Origin of the sequence: Acidovorax radicis, assembly GCF_020510705.1 — a bacterium.
Classification (GTDB): Bacteria; Pseudomonadota; Gammaproteobacteria; order Burkholderiales; family Burkholderiaceae_C; genus Acidovorax; species Acidovorax radicis_A.
The window spans coordinates 4612501-4632641 of record NZ_CP075184.1; the positions used below are offsets into that span (position 1 = coordinate 4612501).

Consider the following 20141-nt stretch of genomic DNA (forward strand, 5'->3'; position numbering starts at 1 on the left):
GCCTCGGAGCCCATACACATGGCTGCGGTGATGGCGCTGAAATTCAGAGCGAACGCCCCAAAGGGCGCCAGGACAAGCGTTGCCAACCCCGTCAGCGTGATGAGCCGTGATATCGGCAGGTCGTAGCCCGAAGCCCGGATGACGGCGACACCGGGCAAATTCTGCGATGCCATGGTGACCACAAACAACGGAATGGCCAGACTGACGGTGGCCGCCACGCTGAACTGCGGAGCGGTAAAGACCGGCATGGCCAGCTCCAGCTGCACGGCAGACCACGCCATCTGGCCCTGAACAGCCACAAAAGCGACAGCCACTGCCAGTGTGAGGACGACGGCATACCGAGCAGCCAGTCGCCGGCTGAGCAGATAGACCATCAACATGACAAGCACCAGCGGCAGAGCCGTCTGGGCAGCTGCGAAGGACTGCAACCCAAAGCGGGCCAGCACGCCGGCCAGCAGGGCGGCGGCGATTTCCATCGGGATGCGGCTCATCACGCGCTCGAACCAGCGGGTCAGTCCGGCCAGCGTGATGAACGCGGCGCTGACCATGAACGCGCCAATGGCTTCGCCCATGCTGAAACCACCGGCCAGGCCCGCCGTCGCCAACACGGCCGCGCCCGGCGTGGACCACGCCACCATGACCGGTTTGCGCAAAACAAGGGATGGCACCAGCGAACACAACCCCATGCCCAAGCCCAGCGCCCACATCCACGAGGTGATCTGCGCTGGCGTTGCACCGAATGCTTGCGCCGCTTGAAACACAATGGCCACGGAACTGGTGAAACCCACCAACACCGCCACGAAACCTGCCACAAAGGTGGACAGACTCAGGTCTTTGAAAAATTGCATGGGCCGGATTTTGGCATCGCACCTGCTGCATCGGCCCATGGATTGGGCACCAAGCGCCCGGGGTCTCAATAAATTTGCTATATTATTTATAGCTGCTAGCGCTTACCCATCAAGCGCCGGGTGCCAAAAATGCTTGAAATCATCAGATCTCGATCTTGGAACCCAACTCCACCACGGCATTGTTCGGAAGGTGCAAAAAGTCTGCCGCTCCGCTGGCGTTGTGGTGCATCTGGGCGAACAGTTTTTCGCGCCAGGGCGCCATGCCACTGCCAATGCTCGGAATGACGGTGTCGCGTGACAGGAAATAGCTGGTGGTCATGGGTTCAAGCTCGCAGCCGCGACCACGCAACAGTTCCAGCGCGCGGGGCACGTCGGGGTCGTTCTTGAAGCCGTAGTGAATGACCACTTGCCAGCAGTCGTGTCCGAGCGGTTGGACCTGTAACCGCTTGTCCAACCCGATCCAGGGCGTCTCGTGGTTGTGCACCGTGACAAACAGATTTTGCTGGTGCAGCACCTTGTTGTGTTTGAGGTTGTGCAGCAATGCGTTGGGCACCGAGCCGGTCTCTGCGGTCAGAAAAACCGCCGTGCCATCCACACGTGTCGGCGGGCTGATGAAGACGGACTCCAGGAAGTCCTTCAGATCAATGGCATCGGCGCGCAGCTTGCTATTGAGCAGCCTGCGGCCTTCCTTCCACGTCATCATGAGCGAGAACACGATGCCGCCGATCATGAGCGGGAACCAGCCGCCCTGGAACAGCTTGAGCAGGTTGGAGGTGAAAAATGCCAGATCAACCACAAAGAAGCAGCCCGTGGCGGCAATACACAACACAAGCGGATAGTGCCACCCATAACGGATGACAAAAAACGTCAGGATGGTGGTGATCAGCATGTCAAGCGTGACGGCAATGCCGTAGGCCGCCGCCAGATTGCTGGACGTGCGGAACGTCACCACAGCCAGCACGATGGCAACAAACAGCCCCCAGTTAACCAGTGGCATATATATCTGCCCGGTGTCGCGCACACTGGTGTGCTGGATGTTCAGGCGGGGCAGGTAACCCAGCTGAATCACCTGTTTGGTCACGCTGAACGCCCCCGTGATCAGCGCCTGCGATGCGATCACCGTGGCCATGGTGGCCATGATGACCAGGGGCACGAGCGCCCAATCGGGCGCCATCATGTAAAACGGATTCTTGACGGCTTCGGGCCGGGCCAGCAGCAGCGCCCCTTGCCCAAAATAATTGAGCGTGAGCGAGGGCATCGCCACCCCAAACCATGCCAGGCGGATAGGCCGCTTGCCGAAGTGGCCAAGGTCTGCGTACAGCGCTTCAGCCCCCGTGACGCACAACACCACGGCGCCAAGAATGATGAAGCTGACACCGGGGTTGAACCAGATGAACTTGGCAGCATGGTGCGGGCTCAGTGCCCACAGAATTTCTGGGTGCCCGACGATGTGCGACACACCAAGCAGCGCAATAGTGATGAACCATGCAAGGGTAATGGGGCCAAAGAATTTGCCGATGCCCCCTGTTCCCCGCTTTTGCACCACAAACAGGCAAAACAGTACCACCAGGGTGATGGGTATCACGTACTGCTTGAAATGGGGAGATACCACCTCCAGCCCTTCCACAGCGGACAAGACTGAAATGGCGGGGGTGATGACGCCGTCGCCGTAAAAAAGCGAGGTGCCGAAGATGCCAATCCCCAGCAGCCAACCGCGCAGCCGGGGCTTTTCTTTGACGGCCTGCGACGCCAGGGCCAGCATCGCAATCAGGCCACCTTCGCCGTTGTTGTCTGCACGCAGCACCAACACCACGTACTTCAGCGACACGATGATCGTGAGCGTCCAGAAAAAAATCGAGAGGATGCCGTAAATGTTGGTGGGTGTGAACGGCACATGGCCTGATCCGAACACTTCCTTGACGGCATACAGCACGCTGGTGCCGATATCGCCATACACAACACCGATGGCTCCCAGCGTGAGCGCCGCGAGCGATGACTTGGAGCTTTGCACTGACCACCCCCGCGCAGTGTGCTGGGCGGGGTTCCGTTACTTTTGGGAACGCTATTGTGCGCTCACGCCCCCCGCACGATTGGAGGGAAATTACTATGTTGCACCGCAACAACTGCGCTTGGCAAGCCACCCCGGGCGTGGCAGGCGCGCCACGCCCCAAAACGGATCAGTCGTACACCTCGGCATCGGGGTTGGTGGCTTCGAGCTCGTAACTGGCCGCCAGCATGGCAAGGCGGGCCACCACACCATACATATAAAACCGGTTCGGGCCACTCACACCGGGCCGCACGCCCGGCTGGGGCATGTGCGTGCTGTGCTCGAAGGCCAGCGGCACAAAACTGGCGCCCGGGGCGTTGAGGTTTTCGTCATCGCCACGCTCGGCATGCATGCGATAAAACCCACCCACCACGTAGCGATCCATCATGTAGACCACCGGCTCGGCCACGGCCTCGTGCACGCGCTCCTGGGTGAGCACACCTTCCTGGATGATGAGATCGTGGACCGGCTGGCCGTCTTTGATGACAGCCATCTTGTTGCGGGTCTTACGGTTCGCGGCGTCCAGCTCCTTGGCGTCGCGCACGGTCATGATGCCCATGCCGTAGGTGCCGTTGTTGGCTTTTACGATCACGAACGGCTTTTCGTTAATGCCGTATTCCTTGTATTTGCGGCGCACCTTGGTCAGCACCGCGTCCACCGTGGTCTGCAGCTTGTCCATGCCTGTGCCTTCAGTGAAGTCCACTTCATCGCACTGGCTATACAGGGGGTTGATGAGCCAGGGGTCGATGCCCAGCATCTTGCCAAAGCGCTTGGCCACTTCTTCATAGTTCTTGAAGTGGGTGCTTTTGCGGCGCACCGTCCAGCCGGCGTGCAACGGGGGCAACAAGTACTGCTCGTGAATATCTTCGAGAATCCCGGGAGGCCCTGCCGAGAGATCGTTATTGAGCAAGATGGTGCAGGGATCAAAATCCTTGAGCCCCAGGCGGCGCTTGGTGCGCACCACCGGTTCGAGCGTGACCGAATCGCCGTTGGGCAGGTCGATGCGCGTTGGCTTTTTGATGTCGGGGCTGATCGATCCCACACGCACATTCAGACCCGCCATGTTGAAGATGCGCTGCAGCTGCACCACATTGGACAGGTAGAAGGTGTTGCGCGTGTGGTTCTCCGGGATGATCAGCAGATTGCGCGCCTCAGGGCAGATCTTCTCGATGGCCGCCATGGCGGCCTGCACGGCCAGGGGAAGCATCTCTTTGGTGAGATTGTTCCAACCGCCCGGGAACAGGTTGGTGTCTACCGGCGCCAGCTTGAACCCTGCGTTGCGGATGTCCACCGAGGTATAGAACGGCGGCGTGTGCTCCATCCACTCCAGGCGAAACCAGCGCTCGATGGCGGGCATCGAGTCCAGAATGCGCTGTTCGAGTTCGTTGATCGGCCCCGTGAGGGCCGTGATGAGATGCGGAACCATGAAGAGCCCTTGGGAAGCGGTTGCGGTGAATTGTAGGGATGTGGGGCCGTGCCCGGATTTCACAAGCTGACGGCCGCCACCACGCTAGCGAGCAGGTTACCGCCGCCAAAATGCCGGCGTCAACAGCGCCAGGAAACTCAGTATCTCCAGCCGCCCGAGCAACATCCCCAGCGTACATACCCAGATCTGGAAATCGGTCAAGACCGCGTAAGCGGACGCAGGCCCCACACTCCCCAACCCAGGCCCGGCGCAATTGACGCTGGCCAGAACCACCGAAAATGCGGTCACCGGGTCAAGGTCTGTGAGCAGCATCACCATGCTGAGCCCAAAAATCGTGCCTCCATAAACCAGCATGAACGCGAGCACCGAAAAAATCACGCGGTTGTCCACAACGGCGTCACCCAGGCGCACGGGCTGCACAACACGGGGGTGCACCAGCCGACTCATCTCCCGGCGCGCCTGCTTGACGAGAATCAGCATGCGCACCATCTTGATGCCGCCGCCCGTCGAGCCAGCGCTGGTGGCAACCCCTGACAGCAGCAACATGAACACCGGTGCAAACACGGGCCAGGCCAGGTAGTCGGTCGTGGCGTATCCCGTGGTGGTGGCCAGCGAGATCACATTGAACATGCCATAGCGCAAAGCGTCCAGCAGGCCATAAACGCCTTTGATCCACAACAAGACCGCCACCAGCAAGCCGCCGCCTATCAATGCCATCAGCGTGGCGCGCACCTCGGGGTCGCGCCAGAAGCCGCCCCAGTCGCCCTTGCGCAGCGCGACAAAGTACAACGCAAAATTGCAACTGGCCGCCAGCATGAAGCCCATGCAGATCGCCTCCAACAACGGCGACTGAAAATAGCCAAAACTCTGATCGTGGGACGACAGCCCACCCAGGCTCACCGTGGTGAACATGTGCATGAGCGCGTCCAGCGGCTCCATGCCCGCAACCCAAAAGGCCACCCCGCACAGCGCCGAGAAAACGGCATACACGCCCCACAAACCCTTGGCAGTCCCGGTCATGCGGGGCGTGAGTTTGGTGTCTTTCACCGGGCCTGCCGCTTCGGCCCTGAAAAGCTGGCTGCCGCCCACGCCCAACAAAGGCAGCACGGCCACCGCCAAAATCAGGATGCCCATGCCCCCCATCCACTGCAGGAACGTGCGCCACACATTGATCGACACGGGCAGGCTGTCGAGCCCGCTCAACACCGTCGACCCCGTGGTGGTGAGCCCCGAAACGGCCTCGAAATACGCGTGCGTGAAGGACATGGGCCGCCCGATGTCATGCCCCGCCAGCATCAGCGGGATCGCGGCCGACAGCGGAAACAACGTCCACACCAACGACACCAGCATCACGCCATGGCGGGGCTGCAGCTCTTGCCTGAAAAGCCGCAACCGCCACCAGAGCCAGGCGCCCGCCGTCAACGTGGCCCCCATCGCCACCAGGTACACCCGCCAAACCCCGTCTTGGGTCCACAGCGACACCAATAGGGGCAACCCCATGGACAGCGAAAAGACCATGGTCAGAATGCCCAGCACACGCAGCACAGGAAACAGATCCACCATGGTGTGCAGGCCAGACTTAAAAGAACGTCGCGCTCACGCGAAAAAGCTTTTCCACATCGCGCACAAGCCGCTTGTGCGGCAGGAAGAACACCACGTGATCGTTGCTTTCGATCACGGTCGTGCTGCGCGGGATGATCACCTGCGGATCCCCCTGCGCGGACGCAGGCGCGTTCGCGGCCACGGCCGCAGTGGTTTTGTCCACCAGATCGGGCACCCCCCGCACGATCAAGCCCATGTGCACATCGCGCGGCAAGTGCAGGTCGCACACCTGGCGCCCCACCACCCGCGAGCTTTTGCGGTCGCCGCGCGCCACGATCTCCAGCGCCTCGGCCACACCGCGGCGCAGGCTGTGCACCGCTTGCACGTCGCCCTGGCGCACGTAAGCCAGCAACTCACCGAGCATGGCCTGCGCGGGCGACAGCGCAATGTCGATCTGCGTGCCGTGCATCAGGTCGGCGTAGCTGCGACGGTTGATGAGGGCCAGCACCCGTCGCGCGCCCATGCGCTTGGCCAACAGGCAGGACATGATGTTGTCTTCATCGTCGTCGGTGAGCGCGAGGAACAGGTCCACCTCTTCGATGCCTTCGTCCCCCAGCAGGTCTTCGTCGGTGGCATCGCCCTGCAACACCAACACCTCGGACGGCAGCACCGATGCCAGCTCCACACACCGCTGCGCATCACTCTCGATGATCTTGATATGAAACCGCCCGGCCGTCTGGCTGAGCTGGCGCGCCAGGCGCAGGCCCACCCTTCCACCGCCAGCCACCATGATGCGCCGCACAGGATGCGCGGGCTGGGACTGGGGCCGGTGCAAAGCCGCGAGCACCCCGGCGACATGCTCATGCGCCGCCAGGACAAACACCTCGTCACCGGGTTCGATGCGCGTGTTGCCATCGCAGGCCACAAAACGATCGGGCTCATCCGGGAACCGCCGGTAGATGGCCACCATGCGCATGGCCATCTCGGGGTTGGCATCACGCAGCTCGCCAATCGAGTGGTTCACCATGGGCGCGCCGACACGTGCGCGCACCGCCACCAGGCACGCGCGCCCTCCGGCAAACATGCGCACCTGCATGGCTTCGGGGTATTCGATGAGTTTGCCGATATAGCGCGTGAGCGACTCTTCGGGGCAAATGATGCGACTCACCGCAAAACCGTCCGGCCCCGTCAGGCGCTCATCCAGCGCAAACCCCGACGAGCGCACGCGCGCGATGCGTGTGGGTATGTTGAAGACAAGCTGCGCGATCTTGCAGCACACCAGATTGGTTTCGTCCTGCGCGGCGCAGGCGATGAGCAGGTCGGTGTCGTGGGCACCCGCCTCGGCCAGCACGGCGGGCTCGGTGCCGCTGCCCACCACTCCGCGCAGATCGAACCGCGACTCCAGGTCCCGCAGGCGGGCGGCATCGGTGTCGATGACGGTGATGTCATTGCGCTCCGACGCGAGGCTGTCGGCCACGCTCTGGCCCACACGGCCCGCACCAAGAATAATGATTTTCACGCTGAAATGATCAACACAGGGTGCCGGGGCGTCAATGGGAGCAAGCCCGCTTGTTGTGCCCGAGCCAGCTTGTCATGCCCGCCCGCAAACCCACTGCGGTGGCCGTGCCCCGCTCCGGCAGCCGACTGCATCAGGCGCGCACTTCACCTTCACCCAGCACCACGTACTTGAGCGAGGTGAGGCCCTCGATGCCCACCGGGCCACGCGCGTGGAACTTGTCGGTGCTGATGCCAATTTCTGCCCCCAGCCCAAATTCAAAGCCGTCGGCAAAGCGCGTGCTGGCGTTCACCATCACGCTGGCCGAGTCCACCTCGCGCAGGAACTGCTGGGCGTGCATGTGGTCGCGCGTCAGGATGGCATCGGTGTGGTGGCTGGAATAGTGGTTGATGTGCGCAATGGCCTCATCCACGCCCGCCACCACCTTCACGCTGATGATGGGGGCCAGGTATTCCTCGCTCCAGTCCTGCTCCGTCGCGGCGACCAATTTGGCACCCGCCACCGATTGCAGAATCGCCAACGACTCGGGGCAGCCGCGCATCTCCACGCCCTTGGCGGCATACACCGCGCCGATCTGGGGCAAAAACGCGGCCGCCACGCCGCGCGCTACCAGCAGGCCTTCGCTTGCGTTGCAGGGGCTGTATTTGTGGGTCTTGGCGTTGTCGGCCACCTTCACGGCCATGGCGATGTCGCAGGGGTCGTCCACATAGGTGTGGCAGTTGCCGTCCAGGTGCTTGATGACGGGCACCTTGGCATCGCGGCTGATGCGCTCGATCAGCCCCTTGCCGCCGCGGGGGATGATCACATCCACAAACTGGGGCATGGCAATGAGCTGGCCCACGGCCTCGCGGTCGGTGGTCTGCACCAGCTGCACCGCGTCTTGCGGCAGGCCCGCCTCGGCCAGCGCCTGCTGCACCAGCTTGGCGAGGGCCCGGTTGGAATCAATGGCCTCGGAGCCGCCGCGCAAGATGCAGGCGTTGCCGCTCTTGATGCTGAGGCTGGCGGCCTCGATGGTGACGTTGGGGCGGCTCTCGTAAATCATGCCAAACACGCCAATCGGCACCCGCATCTGCCCCACGCGGATGCCGCTGGGCTGCTGCTTCATGCCAATGATCTCGCCAATCACATCGGCCATTGCGGCCAGTTGCTCGCAGCCCTGGGCGCAGGTCTCCAGCACCTTGGGGGTGAGCTTCAAACGGTCCACCATCGGCTCGGCCAAACCCGCAGCGCGCGCGCGCTCCAGATCGCGGGCGTTGTCCACCTGCAGCGCCTCGGTCTGCTCGCGCAGCAAACGGGCCAGGGCCAGCAATGCTTTGTTTTTGATAGCTGCCGGCGCTTTCGCCATCAGCGCAGAGGCCGTTTTTGCCTGGAGACCGAGGGTGTGCGTGTATTCAGCGACATTGAGGGCGTTCATCCTGCGATTTTGCCGCAGTTGCATTTACCCTTGCGGCCTGCCCCTGTTGCACACCACCGCACCACCATGACCGACACCGCATCCACCCAGCTCACCACCCTGGCCCAAGCCCTGCAAGCCTTTGAACGCGGCGACCACACCGCCGCCACCCTGAGCACCCTGGCCCGCCAGCAATCCACCCTGCTCGCCGCCCTGCCCCCGCGCTACAGCGACGTGCTGCTGAATCTGCTGGACCGACTGGAATCCAGCGCATTGTTCTCGGAAGAAAGCTGCTCGTTCAGCCAGAAGGACTTGGTAGCAAACCTGACGATGTGGGTAGAAAAAGCCCAAGGCACGTTAACCGCCAGCTGACACCCTAGGGCCGAGCGCAGCAATGGCCCGAATGGATGTTCGGCTGTTCGGATGCCCACCCCCTGCCTACGGCGGGGCGGTTGCGGGGCGACACGCGCGTCGGAGCGCGCGTGTTTCGTGATCTGACTCGCCGTGGCTGTCCGAGCGGCGCGCGCAGCGCAAAGCGAGTTCCACGGCGCACCCCGCAACCGCCCCGACGCAGGTTTGCCCCTTCGCTCCGCGAAGGGGTCGCAGACTGGGGGTCGCCTTTTTTTTGCTTACTTTCTTTTGGCGAAGCAAAAGAAAGTTACTGCGCCGCCGGGCGCACTCCCCGGTTTCGACAAGCCCAGCCCGAACGGGCGGGGGTGCGACAGGGGGAGGAAAGCTTAGGCAATCACTACCAATTTCATAGCTGCTAGCGCTTATTCCACAAGCGCAAGCGGCCAAAACCCCCTCAAACCTCCGCCCGCCCCAACCACTTCTCCCGCGCAATATAAGCCCGCACCCCCAGCCCCATGAACGGCTGCGGCGGCATGCGCGTCGGCCCACCCAACGCCAAGGCATGGGCCAGCAAGGGGTGGTCCTGCCCCAGCGCCAAATCCGCCGCCAACGCCCCCAGCGCAGTGAACTTCACCACCCCCGCCCCATTGCACCCGGCGACGCCATGCACCTGCGGCGCCAGCCGCCCCCAGCGCGGCGCGCCATTGCGGGTGATGGCAATCGAGCCTTCCCAAAAATGCTCCAACGCCACATCGGCCAGCTGCGGAAAACGCGCAGCAAACACGGCCGCATGCTCACGCCGCACCCGCTCGCGCACCGCTGGGCTGACGCGGAAATGCGGCGCGTATTCAAAGCCCTGGCGCACCAGAATGCGGTGGTCGTCCGTGTAGCGCAGCGTGGCCCCCATCACGGCGCTGGCGGGCGTCACGCCCCAGCCCTCGGGGGCGCCCAGGCGGCTGCGCTGCTCGGGCGTGAGCGGGGCCGTGAGCGACCCAAAGGTGACCAGCGGAAACGTCTCCGCCCCCCAGGCGCTGCCAAACAACCCCAGCTGCTGCGCAAAACCATTGGCCGCCAGCAATAACTGCGGCGCACGCACGCTGCCCTGCGGCGTGTGGGCCACCACCTTGCCGCCTGACCAATCCAGCCGCTGCACCGGCGTTTGCTCGTGCAGGGTGACGTTGTCGGGCAGCGCATCGGCCAGGCCCCGGCACAGTGCGGCGGGGTTGAGCAGCACGGTGCCCGGCGTGTAGAGCCCGGCGGCAAAGTAGCGGGTGCCCAGGCGCGCGGCCAAGGCGTTGCGGTCCAGCAGCTCGTGCGGTGCACCCAGGGCGCGCAGCTCCTGAACATGGCGCTGCAGCGTGCGCTCGGCGGCGGGCGATACGGCGCAGTGGTACTTGCCTGCACGCCGCCATTGGCAGTCGATGCGGTGCTGCGCCACCAGCCGCTCCAAGTCGGTCATGCCCGCCGTGAGCAAGGCCTGGTAGTGCGCGGCCTGGCGCAGTTCTTCGAGCGAACTGCCGATGTTGTGCGGCACATCGATGGCAAAGCCCGAGTTGCGGCCCGAGGCGTTGTTGCCCACGGTGCCAGCGTCCACCAGCACGATGTGGGCGTGGGGGCTCAGCTCGGCCAGGCGGCGCGCGGCGGCCAGGCCCGCAAAGCCCGCGCCCAGCACCAACCAGTCGGCCGCCACATCGCCCTGCAGCGCAGGGCGCGGCGTGCGCGAGGGCAGGATGGCGGACCAGCCGTTGGTGGCGTCGTCGTTGGGCAAGCGCAATGGCATGGAGCCCTGCGGCGACCGCAGGGAGGCATCAGCGCCCGCCATCACCGTGCCGCGCTGGTCAGGCGGCACAGCTGAAAGGCCAGGCGCTGCAGGGCCTGCCAGCCGTCTTGCGGCCAATCGGGCTGCTTGAGGCCTTTGACGATGCCATCCACCGTGTGGGCCGATTGCAGCAGGCGCGCCAGGGCGGCGTCGCTGGCCTTGGGCAGGATGCGTTCAAACAGCCGCTCCTTGGGGCCCCAGATGCGGTTTTCGCGCAGCGCCATGGGCAGGGGGCGGCCGGCGTTCATGGCGTCTTTCACGCGCTTGAGGGCCCGGATGTCTTCGGCCAGCGCCCAGTGCACCAGCACTTCGGCCTCGCCCTCGGCCTGCAGGCCGTCGAGCATGCGCTGCACGCGAGCCGTCTGCCCGGCCAGCACCGATTCGGACAGCTTGAACACGTCGTAGCGCGCCACGTTGAGCACGGCGGCTTCGACCTGGGCCTGGGTCAGTTCACCCGCGGGGTGCAGCAAGGCCAGTTTCTGGATCTCCTGGTGCGCGGCCAGCAAGTTGCCTTCCACGCGATCGGCAAAGAACTGCAGGGTGCGCTGGCCTTCTTCGCCCGCCACCACGCGCTGGCCCTGCGCGGCCAGGCGCTGGGCAATCCACTGCGGCAGCATGCCGCGCTCGATGGGGTCGATCTGGATGGAGATGCCCTGCGCTTCCAGCGCGGCGAACCAGGCCCCGGTGCGGGTGGCCTTGTCCAGGCGCGGCAGCATCACCAGCGTGAGCGTGCTGTCATTGCCCCGGGCGGATTCGGCAATCTGCTGCAACGCCACGCTGCCGTCCTTGCCGGGCTTGCCCGAGGGGATGCGGATCTCGACGATCTGCTTGTCGGCAAACAGGCTTAAAGACCCGCCTGCGGCCAGCACGGCGCTCCAGTCAAAGTGGGCACCGGCCACGGTGTAGCTGCTGCGCTCGGTATAGCCCTGGGCGCGGGCGGTGGCACGGATGGCGTCTGCGGCCTCTTGCTGCAATAGCGGTTCATCGCCATGCAAAACATACAGGGATGACAAGGCCCGCTGAAGGTGGGTCGAAAGTTGGGCCAGGGCGACTTGCATGGGACAAAGTTTATCGCCTCGCTGGCACACACACCGGTATCTGCACGGGGTATTGAGAAAGACCACGCAGAGCAAGCTCTGGCGCAGCGGCCCAACCGGTCAACCACGCGAATCGTCAGCCCAGGCCTGCAGTTTGCGCAGTCCCTATCCACAGCCATGCAGGTGTGCACCTTTTCTTTGGCGCCCATGCCAAGCAAAATCCGGCAGCGGCACCCAGGGTGCATCTGCTTTTTCACCGAGCACTCCGAGCCGTCGGGCCCGCTTCCATCCTGCCAGGCGACTTCCAACCCATTGCATCCCCATGACACTTGCCAACGCCCCCCACGCCACGCCCACCATCTGCCTCATTGGCGCCCCCACCGACGTCGGTGCCGGCACGCGAGGCGCCTCCATGGGGCCCGAAGCGCTGCGGGTCGCGGGCCTGCAAACGGCGCTGGAAAGCCACGGCCTGCAGGTGATGGACCACGGCAACCTCAGCGGGCCAGCCAACCCCTGGCAAGCCCCTGAAGCTGGCTACCGCCACCTGCCCGAGGTGGTGGAATGGAACCAGCGGGTGTTCGATGCGGTGTATGCCGAGCTGCAACAGGGCCACTTGCCCATCTTGCTGGGCGGCGACCACTGCCTGGGACTGGGCAGCGTCAGCGCCGTGGCACGCCATTGCGCCGAGGTCGGCAAGAAACTGCGCGTGCTGTGGCTCGATGCCCATGCCGACTTCAACACCAGCGCACTGACCCCCAGCGGCAATGTGCACGGTATGCCCGTGGCCTGCCTATGCGGCTTTGGCCCTGCAGAGCTCACCCAACTGGCGCAGATGCCCGGCGGTGGCCCGGCGTTGCACCCCTCGCAAATCCGCCAGATCGGCATCCGCAGCGTGGACGAAGGCGAAAAACGCTTCGTGCACGAGCAAGGCCTCGAAGTCTTCGACATGCGCTTTATCGACGAGGTGGGCATGCGCCAGGTCATGGAGCAGGCGCTGGCCGGGCTCGATGCCCACACCCATCTGCACGTGAGCTTTGATGTGGATTTTCTCGACCCGGACATCGCACCCGGCGTGGGCACCACGGTGCCCGGCGGCCCCACCTACCGCGAGGCCCAACTCTGTATGGAGATGATTGCCGACAGCGGCCGCCTCGCCTCGCTCGACATCGTGGAGCTGAACCCCGCGCTGGATGTGCGCAACCGCACCGCCGCGCTGGCGGTGGACCTGGTGGAGTCGCTCTTTGGCAAAAGCACGCTGATGCGGGCACGCCCCGTGTGAAGGCAGAACAGCCCAGCACACCGATCACCACCACAATTACTATCAAATAGATAGCTGTCAGCGCTTATTTATAAATCGCTAGGGAAGCTCTTCACGAATCGGTTCTGGCTATGTCACAGCGATGCCTGAACTAAAACAGCACTCGCTTTGAGTAATGAGGCGTGCGCAGCGCACCCAGCAGGCGTTTGGCGAGGGCCATTGCCCCTATATCGGAGGCTTTACGCCCCCTGCACGCGCACCTGCCCCATGCAGGCCAGCAACTTGTGCCTTGCCATCCACAGATTGCCCAGCGCAAACAGCGTGACGATCTGCGCCGTGTTCTTCATGAGCCCCCGGTAGCGCACCTTCACGTACCCGAACTGCTGCTTGAGCACCCGAAACGGGTGCTCCACCTTGGCCCGGATGCTGGCCTTGGTGCGTTCAAGTTGGTCGATCAGCGCATCCACAGGCTTGTTTTTGTCCAAAGCCCGGCGCAACCCCGGGCGCATGGCTACATGCCAGCGCACGTTCTTGTTGGCATCGGGCCGCTTGTCCACTCCTTGGTAGCCCGCATCGCCAAAGGCATCCGTTTCTTGCCCGTGCAGCAGGCTGTTGGCTTCTATCACGTCGTTCACATTGCCACTGGTGCCGCGCACGCTGTGCACCAGGCCTGAATCCGCATCCACGCCAATGTGAGCCTTCATGCCAAAGTACCACTCGTTGCCCTTCTTGCTTTGATGCATCTCGGGGTCTCGTGCCTTGCCTTCATTCTTGGTGGACGTCGGCGCCGCAATCAGCGTGGCATCCACCACCGTGCCTGCTTTGAGTTGCAGCCCTTTGGCTTGCAGCAGGGCATTGACCGTAGCGAGGATCTGATCGGCCAGTTTGTGGCGCTCCAGCAGATGCCGAAAACGCAGGATGCTCGATTCACTGGGAATGTGTTCGTCCCAGTGAGACAGGCCGGCAAAGTCCCGAAAGGCTGGCACGTCGTGCAGTGCCTCTTCCATGGCTGGGTCGCTAAGCTTGAACCACTGCTGCATGAAATGGATACGCAGCAGGGTCTGCACCGCAAAGGGCTGCTGGCCCCGGCGTCCGATCTCTGGGGCGTAGGGCTCAATGAGCGAGACCAACTCGGCCCAGGGCACCACCAACTCCATCGCATCAAGGAACTCGCGCTTGCGTGTGCGCTTGGTGGTATTGCTCAGGCCCAGGCTGCTTTGCTTCATGGCCTTATTGTCTCGGCTTCAAGCCTTCGTAAGCACATTACGCAGGGATTTGTGCAGAGAATCCCTAGAGCCTATTCTTCCCAAATAAATCGCCGCCAACATGCCGGCGGCAGCCGTGCCCCAGCGGGGTGGGATCAAGGCAACGGCGTCGCAACCATTCCCCAAGCGACCTTGCAGGCACTGCGGCTGGCCGGGCCATGCGCGCAAGGCTCAGCCGCGCTGCATCCACGCTCACCGCCAGAGTGTGCCCACCGAGAATTACGGCGCCAACTTGGCCACGGCAAGCCGCCGCAGCAATTGCTGCACGATGTCGGTGCGCATCGTGCGGTACAAGAGCGCTTCTTCGGCTTCTTTGGCCAGGGCGATGGTTTCGTTGTAGCTGATGTCGCGCTCCTGCAGGATCTCCGTCTCGGGGATGAGCTCCACCCCGGTGGGGGTGCGCAGGCGAAACTTCACGCGCAGGCGCAGCTGCAGTTCGCGCACCTGGCCCGAGGCGTTGAGCCCCACCACCACGCGCTCTTGCTGCTCCTGAATCAGATCCATGATGGTCTGCGCGGTGGTCATGGTGGCCGGGTCGCGCAGCACCCGCAGTTTGCTGGTGGAGCCTTCGAGCGTGCGCTGCAGCTCACGCGCCAGCAGCGAGGTGGTGGGCGCGGCAATGTAGAGCGACTCAAATGCGAACTCCGGCACACCACGCAGGCGAAAACCGCAGGCAGACAAAAGAGCCACAGGGGCCAGGGACAGCAGGGTGCGCCGGTGCATGATCACACCACCACGTTCACAAGACGGCCGGGCACCACGATCACGCGTTTAGGCGCTGCGCCTGCTGCATGGGAGGTGAACGCCTCGCTGGCCAGGGCCATACGCTCGATCTCGGCCTTGTCAGCCTGCGCAGGCACCTGAATGGAACCACGCAGCTTGCCGTTGACCTGCAGCATCAGTTCGATCTCGTCTTGCACCAGCGCGCCGGCATCGACCTTCGGCCAGGCCGCGTCAAGCAGGTCACCGAGGTGGTCTGCATAGCCCAGCTCGCTCCACAGGCTGTGCGCCACGTGCGGTGTGGCGGGGTAGAGCACGCGCAGCAGGATGCCGAAGCCTTCGATGAGGGCCACTTGCGCGCCCGCTGTGTCGGTGGCTTTGAAGTCTTCCAGCGCGTTGATCATCTTCATCGCGCCCGAGACCACGGTGTTGTACTGCATGCGCTGGTAGTCGTAGTCCACCTGCTTGAGCACGTTGTGGATCTCGAGGCGCAAGGCCTTGGCCTCTTTGCCAAAATCCACATCTTTCAGGGCGCTAGCGCTTATTACGCTTGCGTTAGTAGCTCCCATATCCATAGCACAGAGTTTGACGCCAAAGTTCCATACACGGCGCAGGAAGCGGTAGCTGCCTTCCACCGCCGCATCGTTCCACTCCAGCGTGGCCTCGGGCGGGGCGGTGAACATGGTGTACAGGCGGGCGGTGTCGGCGCCGTACTTCTCGATCAGGTCCTGCGGGTCCACGCCGTTGTTCTTGGACTTGGACATGGTGCCCACGCCCTCATAGTCAATGGGCGTGCCCACGGGCAACATGCCGTCGCCGCTGGTGGCTTCGTTCTTCAGCTTGGCGCCGATGATCTTGCCGCCTTCATCGAGCACATGCTCCACATCGTGCGGCCAGAAGTAGTCCTTGCCGCCCTTGGCGGTGCGGCGGCTGTAGATGTGGTTGAGTACCATGCCCTGCGTGAGCAGCTTGGTGAAGGGCTCGTCGACCTTGACCAAACCGAGATCGCGCATCACCTTGGTCCAGAAGCGGGCGTACAGCAGGTGCAGGATGGCGTGCTCGATGCCGCCGATGTACTGGTCCATCGGCATCCAGTAATCCGCGCCGCCAGCCACCATCGCGTCGGCATTCTTGGGGTCGCAATACCGCATGAAGTACCACGAGCTGTCCACGAAGGTATCCATGGTGTCCGTCTCGCGGCGCGCGGCCTTGCCGCACACGGGGCATGTCACGCCGGCATGAAAGCCCTCGTGTTTGTGCAGCGGGTTACCGGACCCGTCGGGCACGCAGTCGGTGGGCAGCACCACGGGCAGGTCTTTTTCAGGCACCGGCACGGCGCCGTGCTCGTCGCAATGGATGATGGGGATAGGCGTGCCCCAGTAGCGCTGGCGCGACACGCCCCAGTCGCGCAACCGCCAGGTGGTCTTGAGCTCGCCCAGGCCCTTTTCGCCCAGCGCATGCGCCACCGCAGCCACCGCATCCTTATAGGGCAGACCGCTGAAACTGTCGGAGTTGACGGTGACGCCACGCTGCTTGTCGCCGTACCAGTCGTTCCACTGGTGGTAATCGAAGGTCTCCCCATCGACCAGCACCACCTGTTTGATGTCGATGCCGTACTTGAGGGCAAACGCAAAGTCACGTTCGTCGTGCGCGGGCACGCCCATCACGGCGCCGTCGCCATAGCCCATCAGCACATAGTTGCCGACCCACACCTGCACCTTTTCGCCAGTGAGCGGGTGGGTGACGAACAAGCCCGTGGGCACACCCTTCTTTTCTTGCGTGGCCAGCTCGGCCTCGGTGGTGCCACCGCTCTTGCATTCTTCGATGAAGGCGGCGAGCTGCGGGTTGGTTTTGGCGGCGTGGGCGGCCAAGGGGTGCTCGGGCGCCACGGCGCAGAAGGTCACGCCCATGATGGTGTCGGCACGCGTGGTGAACACGTACATCTTGCCGTCGCCAATCAGCGCACCGTCGTCACCACGAATGTCATGGGGGAACGCAAAGCGCACGCCTTCACTCTTGCCGATCCAGTTTTCCTGCATCAGCTTCACGCGCTCGGGCCAGCCGGGCAGCTTGTCACCGGTGACGAAGTCGAGCAGCTCTTCAGCGTAGTCGGTGATCTTGAGGTAATAGCCGGGGATCTCGCGCTTTTCCACGGTGGCGCCGGTGCGCCAGCCCTTGCCGTCAATCACCTGCTCGTTGGCCAGCACCGTCTGGTCCACCGGATCCCAGTTCACGACCTGGGTCTTGCGGTAGGCAATGCCTTTTTCCAGCATCTTGAGGAACAGCCACTGGTTCCACTTGTAGTACGTGGGGTCGCAGGTGGCGACTTCGCGGCTCCAGTCGATGGCCAGGCCCATGGCCTGCATCTGCTTTTTCATGTACGCGATGTTTTCGTACGTCCACTTCGCGGGTGGCACGCCATTCTTCAGCGCCGCGTTTTCGGCGGGCAGGCCAAACGCATCCCAGCCCATGGGCATCAACACGTTGTGGCCGTTCATGCGCAGGTAACGCGTGAGCATGTCGTTGATGGTGTAGTTGCGCACATGGCCCATGTGCAGCTTGCCGCTGGGGTAGGGCAGCATCGAGCAGGCGTAGAACTTCTTCTTGTTCGCGTCTTCCGTCACGCGGTAGGCGTCGGTGGCGGTCCAGTGGTCGTGCGCTGCGCGTTCGACGTCTTGGGGAGAATATTTGTCTTGCATGGGAACTCGGAGGTGACAGAAGTGGGCAGCCGCAGGGCTGCGCTGCGCAGATTCTAGGCGGTCGTGCGCCCCAGCCCGCGTGGTACTGGCACCAAACCCCAGGCCAAAGGGTGCCCCCTGCCGGGCGCATGGCGCATTCCGCGCAAGATCAGGGTGTTTTGGAGGCTGCGGCAGGCGCACCCGCTGCCGGCGGTTCTGCCACAAAACCGATGCGCTGCAACCCGGCCAACTGGGCCGCCCCCATGACTTCCACCACACGCCCATACGGCACGGCTGCATCGGCCCGCAGCTGCACTTCGGTGTCTGGCCGCTCGGCGCCAATGCGTTGCAACCGCTCGACCAACGCGGCCTGCGCCAGCGGCTGGTCGTCCAGATAGGCTTGCCCCGACGCATCGACCACCAGCGTGACAAACTGCGGCGCCGCACCCGGCGTGGCACCCTCGGTGCGCGGCAAATCGAGCCGGATCGAACTGGCCAGCAACGGCGCCGTGAGGATGAAGATGACCACCAGCACCAGCATCACATCCACCAGCGGCGTCATGTTGATGTCGCTCATGGGCTGGGGGCCCGAGGTGCGTTCAAGGCGTCCGAAGGCCATGTGGGCGTCTCGGCGGTTCAGTCCGGGCGCGAGGCCTGAGGCTGCGGCTCCAGCGGTGTGGTGTGCACGGACTGGTTTTGGGTGTCGATGAGCAGTTCGCGTAGATCGCGCGCAAAACCCTCCAGGTCGGCTTCAATCCGCCCCAGCAACCGGCCGAACACGTTGTAGGCCAACACGGCGGGGATGGCCACCGCCAGCCCGGCTGCGGTCATGACCAGCGCCTCGCCGACGGGCCCGGACACACGGTCAATGGTGATCTGCCCGGCCCCTGCCATGGCCGTGAGCGCGTGGTAGATGCCCCACACCGTGCCGAGCAGCCCCACAAAGGGGGCCGTGGAGCCCACCGTAGCCAACAGGACCTGGCCAAATTGCAGGCGTCCCAGCACACCGTGCAAGGCATCGCGCAGCACCCGCGTGAGCCGCTGCGACAGGCTGCCTGCTGTCGCCAAAGAGCCCAGTGGGCCGGAGCCGGATGAATTCGCTATCAAATTTGCAGCATCCACCAAAGGCAGCACCAGCGCCTCGCGGTCAAAAGACCGCAAACGCTGGGCAGCCACTTCCAGCGAGGGCGCCTGCCAGAACGCGGCCGTGCAACGCGCCACATCGGCGCTGGCGCGGTGCATGAGCCGCTGCTTCCAGACGATCACCACCCAGCTCGCGACGGACATGGCCAAAAGGACCAGCGCCGTGCTCTGGGTGACCATATCGCCCTGGCGCCACCAGTGCAGAGCATCCATGGTGAACGGTTTGGCTAGTTCAAACCCAGCACATCGAACATATCGAACATGCCTGTGGTGTGTTGGGTCAGAAACCGCACGGCGCGCAGACTGCCCTGTGCATAACCCGACCGGTTGGACGACTTGTGCGATATCTCGATGCGCTCGCCCACGCCGGCAAACAGCACCGTGTGGTCACCCACGATGTCGCCCCCGCGGATGGCGGCGAAACCAATGCTCGACGGATCACGCTCGCCCGTCACCCCTTCGCGGGAGAAAACGGCACATTCCTTGAGATTGCGGCCCATGGCCTCGGCAATGACCTCGCCCATTTTGAGTGCGGTGCCCGATGGCGCATCCACCTTATGGCGGTGGTGGGCTTCAATGATTTCGATGTCATAGCCCTCAGACAGCGCCTTGGCGGCCATCTGCAGCAGCTTGAGCGTGACGTTCACGCCCACACTCATATTGGGGGCCATCACGATGGCGGTACGTGTGGCAAAGGCCGCAATCTCGGCCTTCTGCTCATCGCTGAACCCCGTGGTGCCGACGACAGCCTTCACGCCACGTTCCGCACACACAGCCAGGTGGGCCAGCGTGCCTTCGGGCCGCGTGAAATCAATCAGTACGTCGGCATTTTTGAGGCCCGTGCCGATGTCGGCCGTGATGGCAACACCGCTGGCGTGACCCAGAAAAGCCGTGGCGTCGGAGCCAACGGCAGGGCTCGCCGCAACGTCCAGCGCGCCCGCCAGCACGCAGTCATCGCTGGCGCGGATCGCCTCGATCAACATGCGGCCCATGCGGCCTGAAGCCCCTGCGACGGCCACACGGCAGGGAGTGGAAATGGTGGCAGCGGGCGAAGAGGTCCCTGTCATGAAAATCCTGTCGGGTTGGAATGCAGCACAC

At 63.7% G+C, this 20141-nt stretch carries 16 protein-coding genes (1 of these 16 running past the window's edge); 2 read left to right on the forward strand and 14 right to left on the reverse strand.

Annotated features, from left to right (window positions below):
- The 6 genes from KI609_RS21140 to KI609_RS21165 all read right to left on the reverse strand — a co-directional run.
- Positions 1–848, reverse strand: the 5' portion of a protein-coding gene (locus tag KI609_RS21140; protein ID WP_226445483.1) for a benzoate/H(+) symporter BenE family transporter. Its footprint begins 340 nt before the window's first position; the window shows 848 of its 1188 coding nt (coding positions 1–848); it begins with the start codon at positions 846–848; its stop codon lies beyond the left edge, outside the window.
- 142 nt (positions 849–990) lie between these two features.
- Positions 991–2859 (reverse strand): potassium transporter Kup, encoded by a 1869-nt coding sequence (locus tag KI609_RS21145; RefSeq protein WP_226445484.1) that lies wholly within the window; start codon positions 2857–2859, stop codon positions 991–993.
- Between the two features lie 166 nt (positions 2860–3025).
- Positions 3026–4321 (reverse strand): glutamate--cysteine ligase, encoded by a 1296-nt coding sequence (gshA, locus tag KI609_RS21150; protein WP_226445485.1) that lies wholly within the window; start codon positions 4319–4321, stop codon positions 3026–3028.
- A 96-nt stretch (positions 4322–4417) separates the two neighbouring features.
- Positions 4418–5884 carry a TrkH family potassium uptake protein gene (locus KI609_RS21155; RefSeq protein ID WP_226445486.1) on the reverse strand — a complete coding sequence of 489 codons (1467 nt, stop codon included), beginning with the start codon at positions 5882–5884 and terminating at the stop codon, positions 4418–4420.
- 16 nt (positions 5885–5900) lie between these two features.
- Entirely contained in the window at positions 5901–7382 is a 1482-nt protein-coding gene (gene trkA / locus KI609_RS21160; protein ID WP_226445487.1) for a Trk system potassium transporter TrkA, read from the reverse strand.
- Between the two features lie 130 nt (positions 7383–7512).
- Positions 7513–8793, reverse strand: coding sequence for a glutamate-5-semialdehyde dehydrogenase (locus KI609_RS21165; protein ID WP_226445488.1), 1281 nt, complete (start codon positions 8791–8793; stop codon positions 7513–7515).
- Between the two features lie 66 nt (positions 8794–8859).
- Between KI609_RS21165 and KI609_RS21170 the strand changes: the two genes are divergently transcribed.
- Positions 8860–9144, forward strand: a complete 285-nt coding sequence (locus tag KI609_RS21170) for a hypothetical protein (RefSeq protein WP_226445489.1) — start codon at positions 8860–8862, stop codon at positions 9142–9144.
- A gap of 433 nt (positions 9145–9577) precedes the next feature.
- Here KI609_RS21170 and KI609_RS21175 read toward each other — a convergent pair whose 3' ends face one another.
- Together KI609_RS21175 and holA are read right to left on the reverse strand one after the other, a co-directional pair.
- The gene (locus tag KI609_RS21175; RefSeq protein WP_226445490.1) at positions 9578–10903 is read right to left on the reverse strand and encodes an NAD(P)/FAD-dependent oxidoreductase; all 1326 of its coding nucleotides are present in this window, start codon (positions 10901–10903) and stop codon (positions 9578–9580) included.
- Between the two features lie 41 nt (positions 10904–10944).
- Entirely contained in the window at positions 10945–12000 is a 1056-nt protein-coding gene (gene holA / locus KI609_RS21180) for a DNA polymerase III subunit delta (RefSeq protein WP_226445491.1), read from the reverse strand.
- Between the two features lie 301 nt (positions 12001–12301).
- On the opposite strand from holA, the gene rocF reads away from it, so the two are divergent.
- A complete protein-coding gene (gene rocF / locus KI609_RS21185) occupies positions 12302–13258 on the forward strand; it encodes an arginase (RefSeq protein WP_226445492.1) in 957 nt (318 codons plus the stop codon).
- Between the two features lie 218 nt (positions 13259–13476).
- Here rocF and KI609_RS21190 read toward each other — a convergent pair whose 3' ends face one another.
- From KI609_RS21190 to dapB, 6 genes are all read right to left on the reverse strand, one after another.
- Positions 13477–14463: an IS5 family transposase gene (locus KI609_RS21190; RefSeq protein ID WP_226443853.1), complete on the reverse strand. Its 987-nt coding sequence runs from the start codon at positions 14461–14463 to the stop codon at positions 13477–13479.
- Positions 14464–14721: 258 nt separating this feature from the next.
- Positions 14722–15225: an LPS assembly lipoprotein LptE gene (gene lptE / locus KI609_RS21195; RefSeq protein WP_226445493.1), complete on the reverse strand. Its 504-nt coding sequence runs from the start codon at positions 15223–15225 to the stop codon at positions 14722–14724.
- A 2-nt stretch (positions 15226–15227) separates the two neighbouring features.
- Complete coding sequence (leuS, locus tag KI609_RS21200; protein WP_226445494.1) at positions 15228–17921, reverse strand: leucine--tRNA ligase; 2694 nt, start codon at positions 17919–17921, stop codon at positions 15228–15230.
- Between the two features lie 148 nt (positions 17922–18069).
- Positions 18070–18519 (reverse strand): ExbD/TolR family protein, encoded by a 450-nt coding sequence (locus KI609_RS21205; RefSeq protein ID WP_226445495.1) that lies wholly within the window; start codon positions 18517–18519, stop codon positions 18070–18072.
- A gap of 17 nt (positions 18520–18536) precedes the next feature.
- Entirely contained in the window at positions 18537–19256 is a 720-nt protein-coding gene (locus tag KI609_RS21210) for a MotA/TolQ/ExbB proton channel family protein (RefSeq protein WP_226445496.1), read from the reverse strand.
- A gap of 14 nt (positions 19257–19270) precedes the next feature.
- Complete coding sequence (dapB, locus tag KI609_RS21215; RefSeq protein WP_226445497.1) at positions 19271–20110, reverse strand: 4-hydroxy-tetrahydrodipicolinate reductase; 840 nt, start codon at positions 20108–20110, stop codon at positions 19271–19273.
- Positions 20111–20141 lie beyond the last annotated feature (31 nt).

What these genes read in the sequence shown, in the direction of transcription:
- gshA (WP_226445485.1), bottom strand. Translation starts at nt 4,321, where the DNA reads ATGGTTCCGCATCTCATCACGGCCCTCACGGGGCCGATCAACGAACTC.
- KI609_RS21155 (WP_226445486.1), bottom strand. Translation starts at nt 5,884, where the DNA reads ATGGTGGATCTGTTTCCTGTGCTGCGTGTGCTGGGCATTCTGACCATG.
- KI609_RS21165 (WP_226445488.1), bottom strand. Translation starts at nt 8,793, where the DNA reads ATGAACGCCCTCAATGTCGCTGAATACACGCACACCCTCGGTCTCCAG.
- KI609_RS21170 (WP_226445489.1), top strand. Translation starts at nt 8,860, where the DNA reads ATGACCGACACCGCATCCACCCAGCTCACCACCCTGGCCCAAGCCCTG.
- KI609_RS21175 (WP_226445490.1), bottom strand. Translation starts at nt 10,903, where the DNA reads ATGCCATTGCGCTTGCCCAACGACGACGCCACCAACGGCTGGTCCGCC.
- holA (WP_226445491.1), bottom strand. Translation starts at nt 12,000, where the DNA reads ATGCAAGTCGCCCTGGCCCAACTTTCGACCCACCTTCAGCGGGCCTTG.
- rocF (WP_226445492.1), top strand. Translation starts at nt 12,302, where the DNA reads ATGACACTTGCCAACGCCCCCCACGCCACGCCCACCATCTGCCTCATT.
- KI609_RS21190 (WP_226443853.1), bottom strand. Translation starts at nt 14,463, where the DNA reads ATGAAGCAAAGCAGCCTGGGCCTGAGCAATACCACCAAGCGCACACGC.
- lptE (WP_226445493.1), bottom strand. Translation starts at nt 15,225, where the DNA reads ATGCACCGGCGCACCCTGCTGTCCCTGGCCCCTGTGGCTCTTTTGTCT.
- leuS (WP_226445494.1), bottom strand. Translation starts at nt 17,921, where the DNA reads ATGCAAGACAAATATTCTCCCCAAGACGTCGAACGCGCAGCGCACGAC.
- KI609_RS21205 (WP_226445495.1), bottom strand. Translation starts at nt 18,519, where the DNA reads ATGGCCTTCGGACGCCTTGAACGCACCTCGGGCCCCCAGCCCATGAGC.
- KI609_RS21210 (WP_226445496.1), bottom strand. Translation starts at nt 19,256, where the DNA reads ATGGATGCTCTGCACTGGTGGCGCCAGGGCGATATGGTCACCCAGAGC.
- dapB (WP_226445497.1), bottom strand. Translation starts at nt 20,110, where the DNA reads ATGACAGGGACCTCTTCGCCCGCTGCCACCATTTCCACTCCCTGCCGT.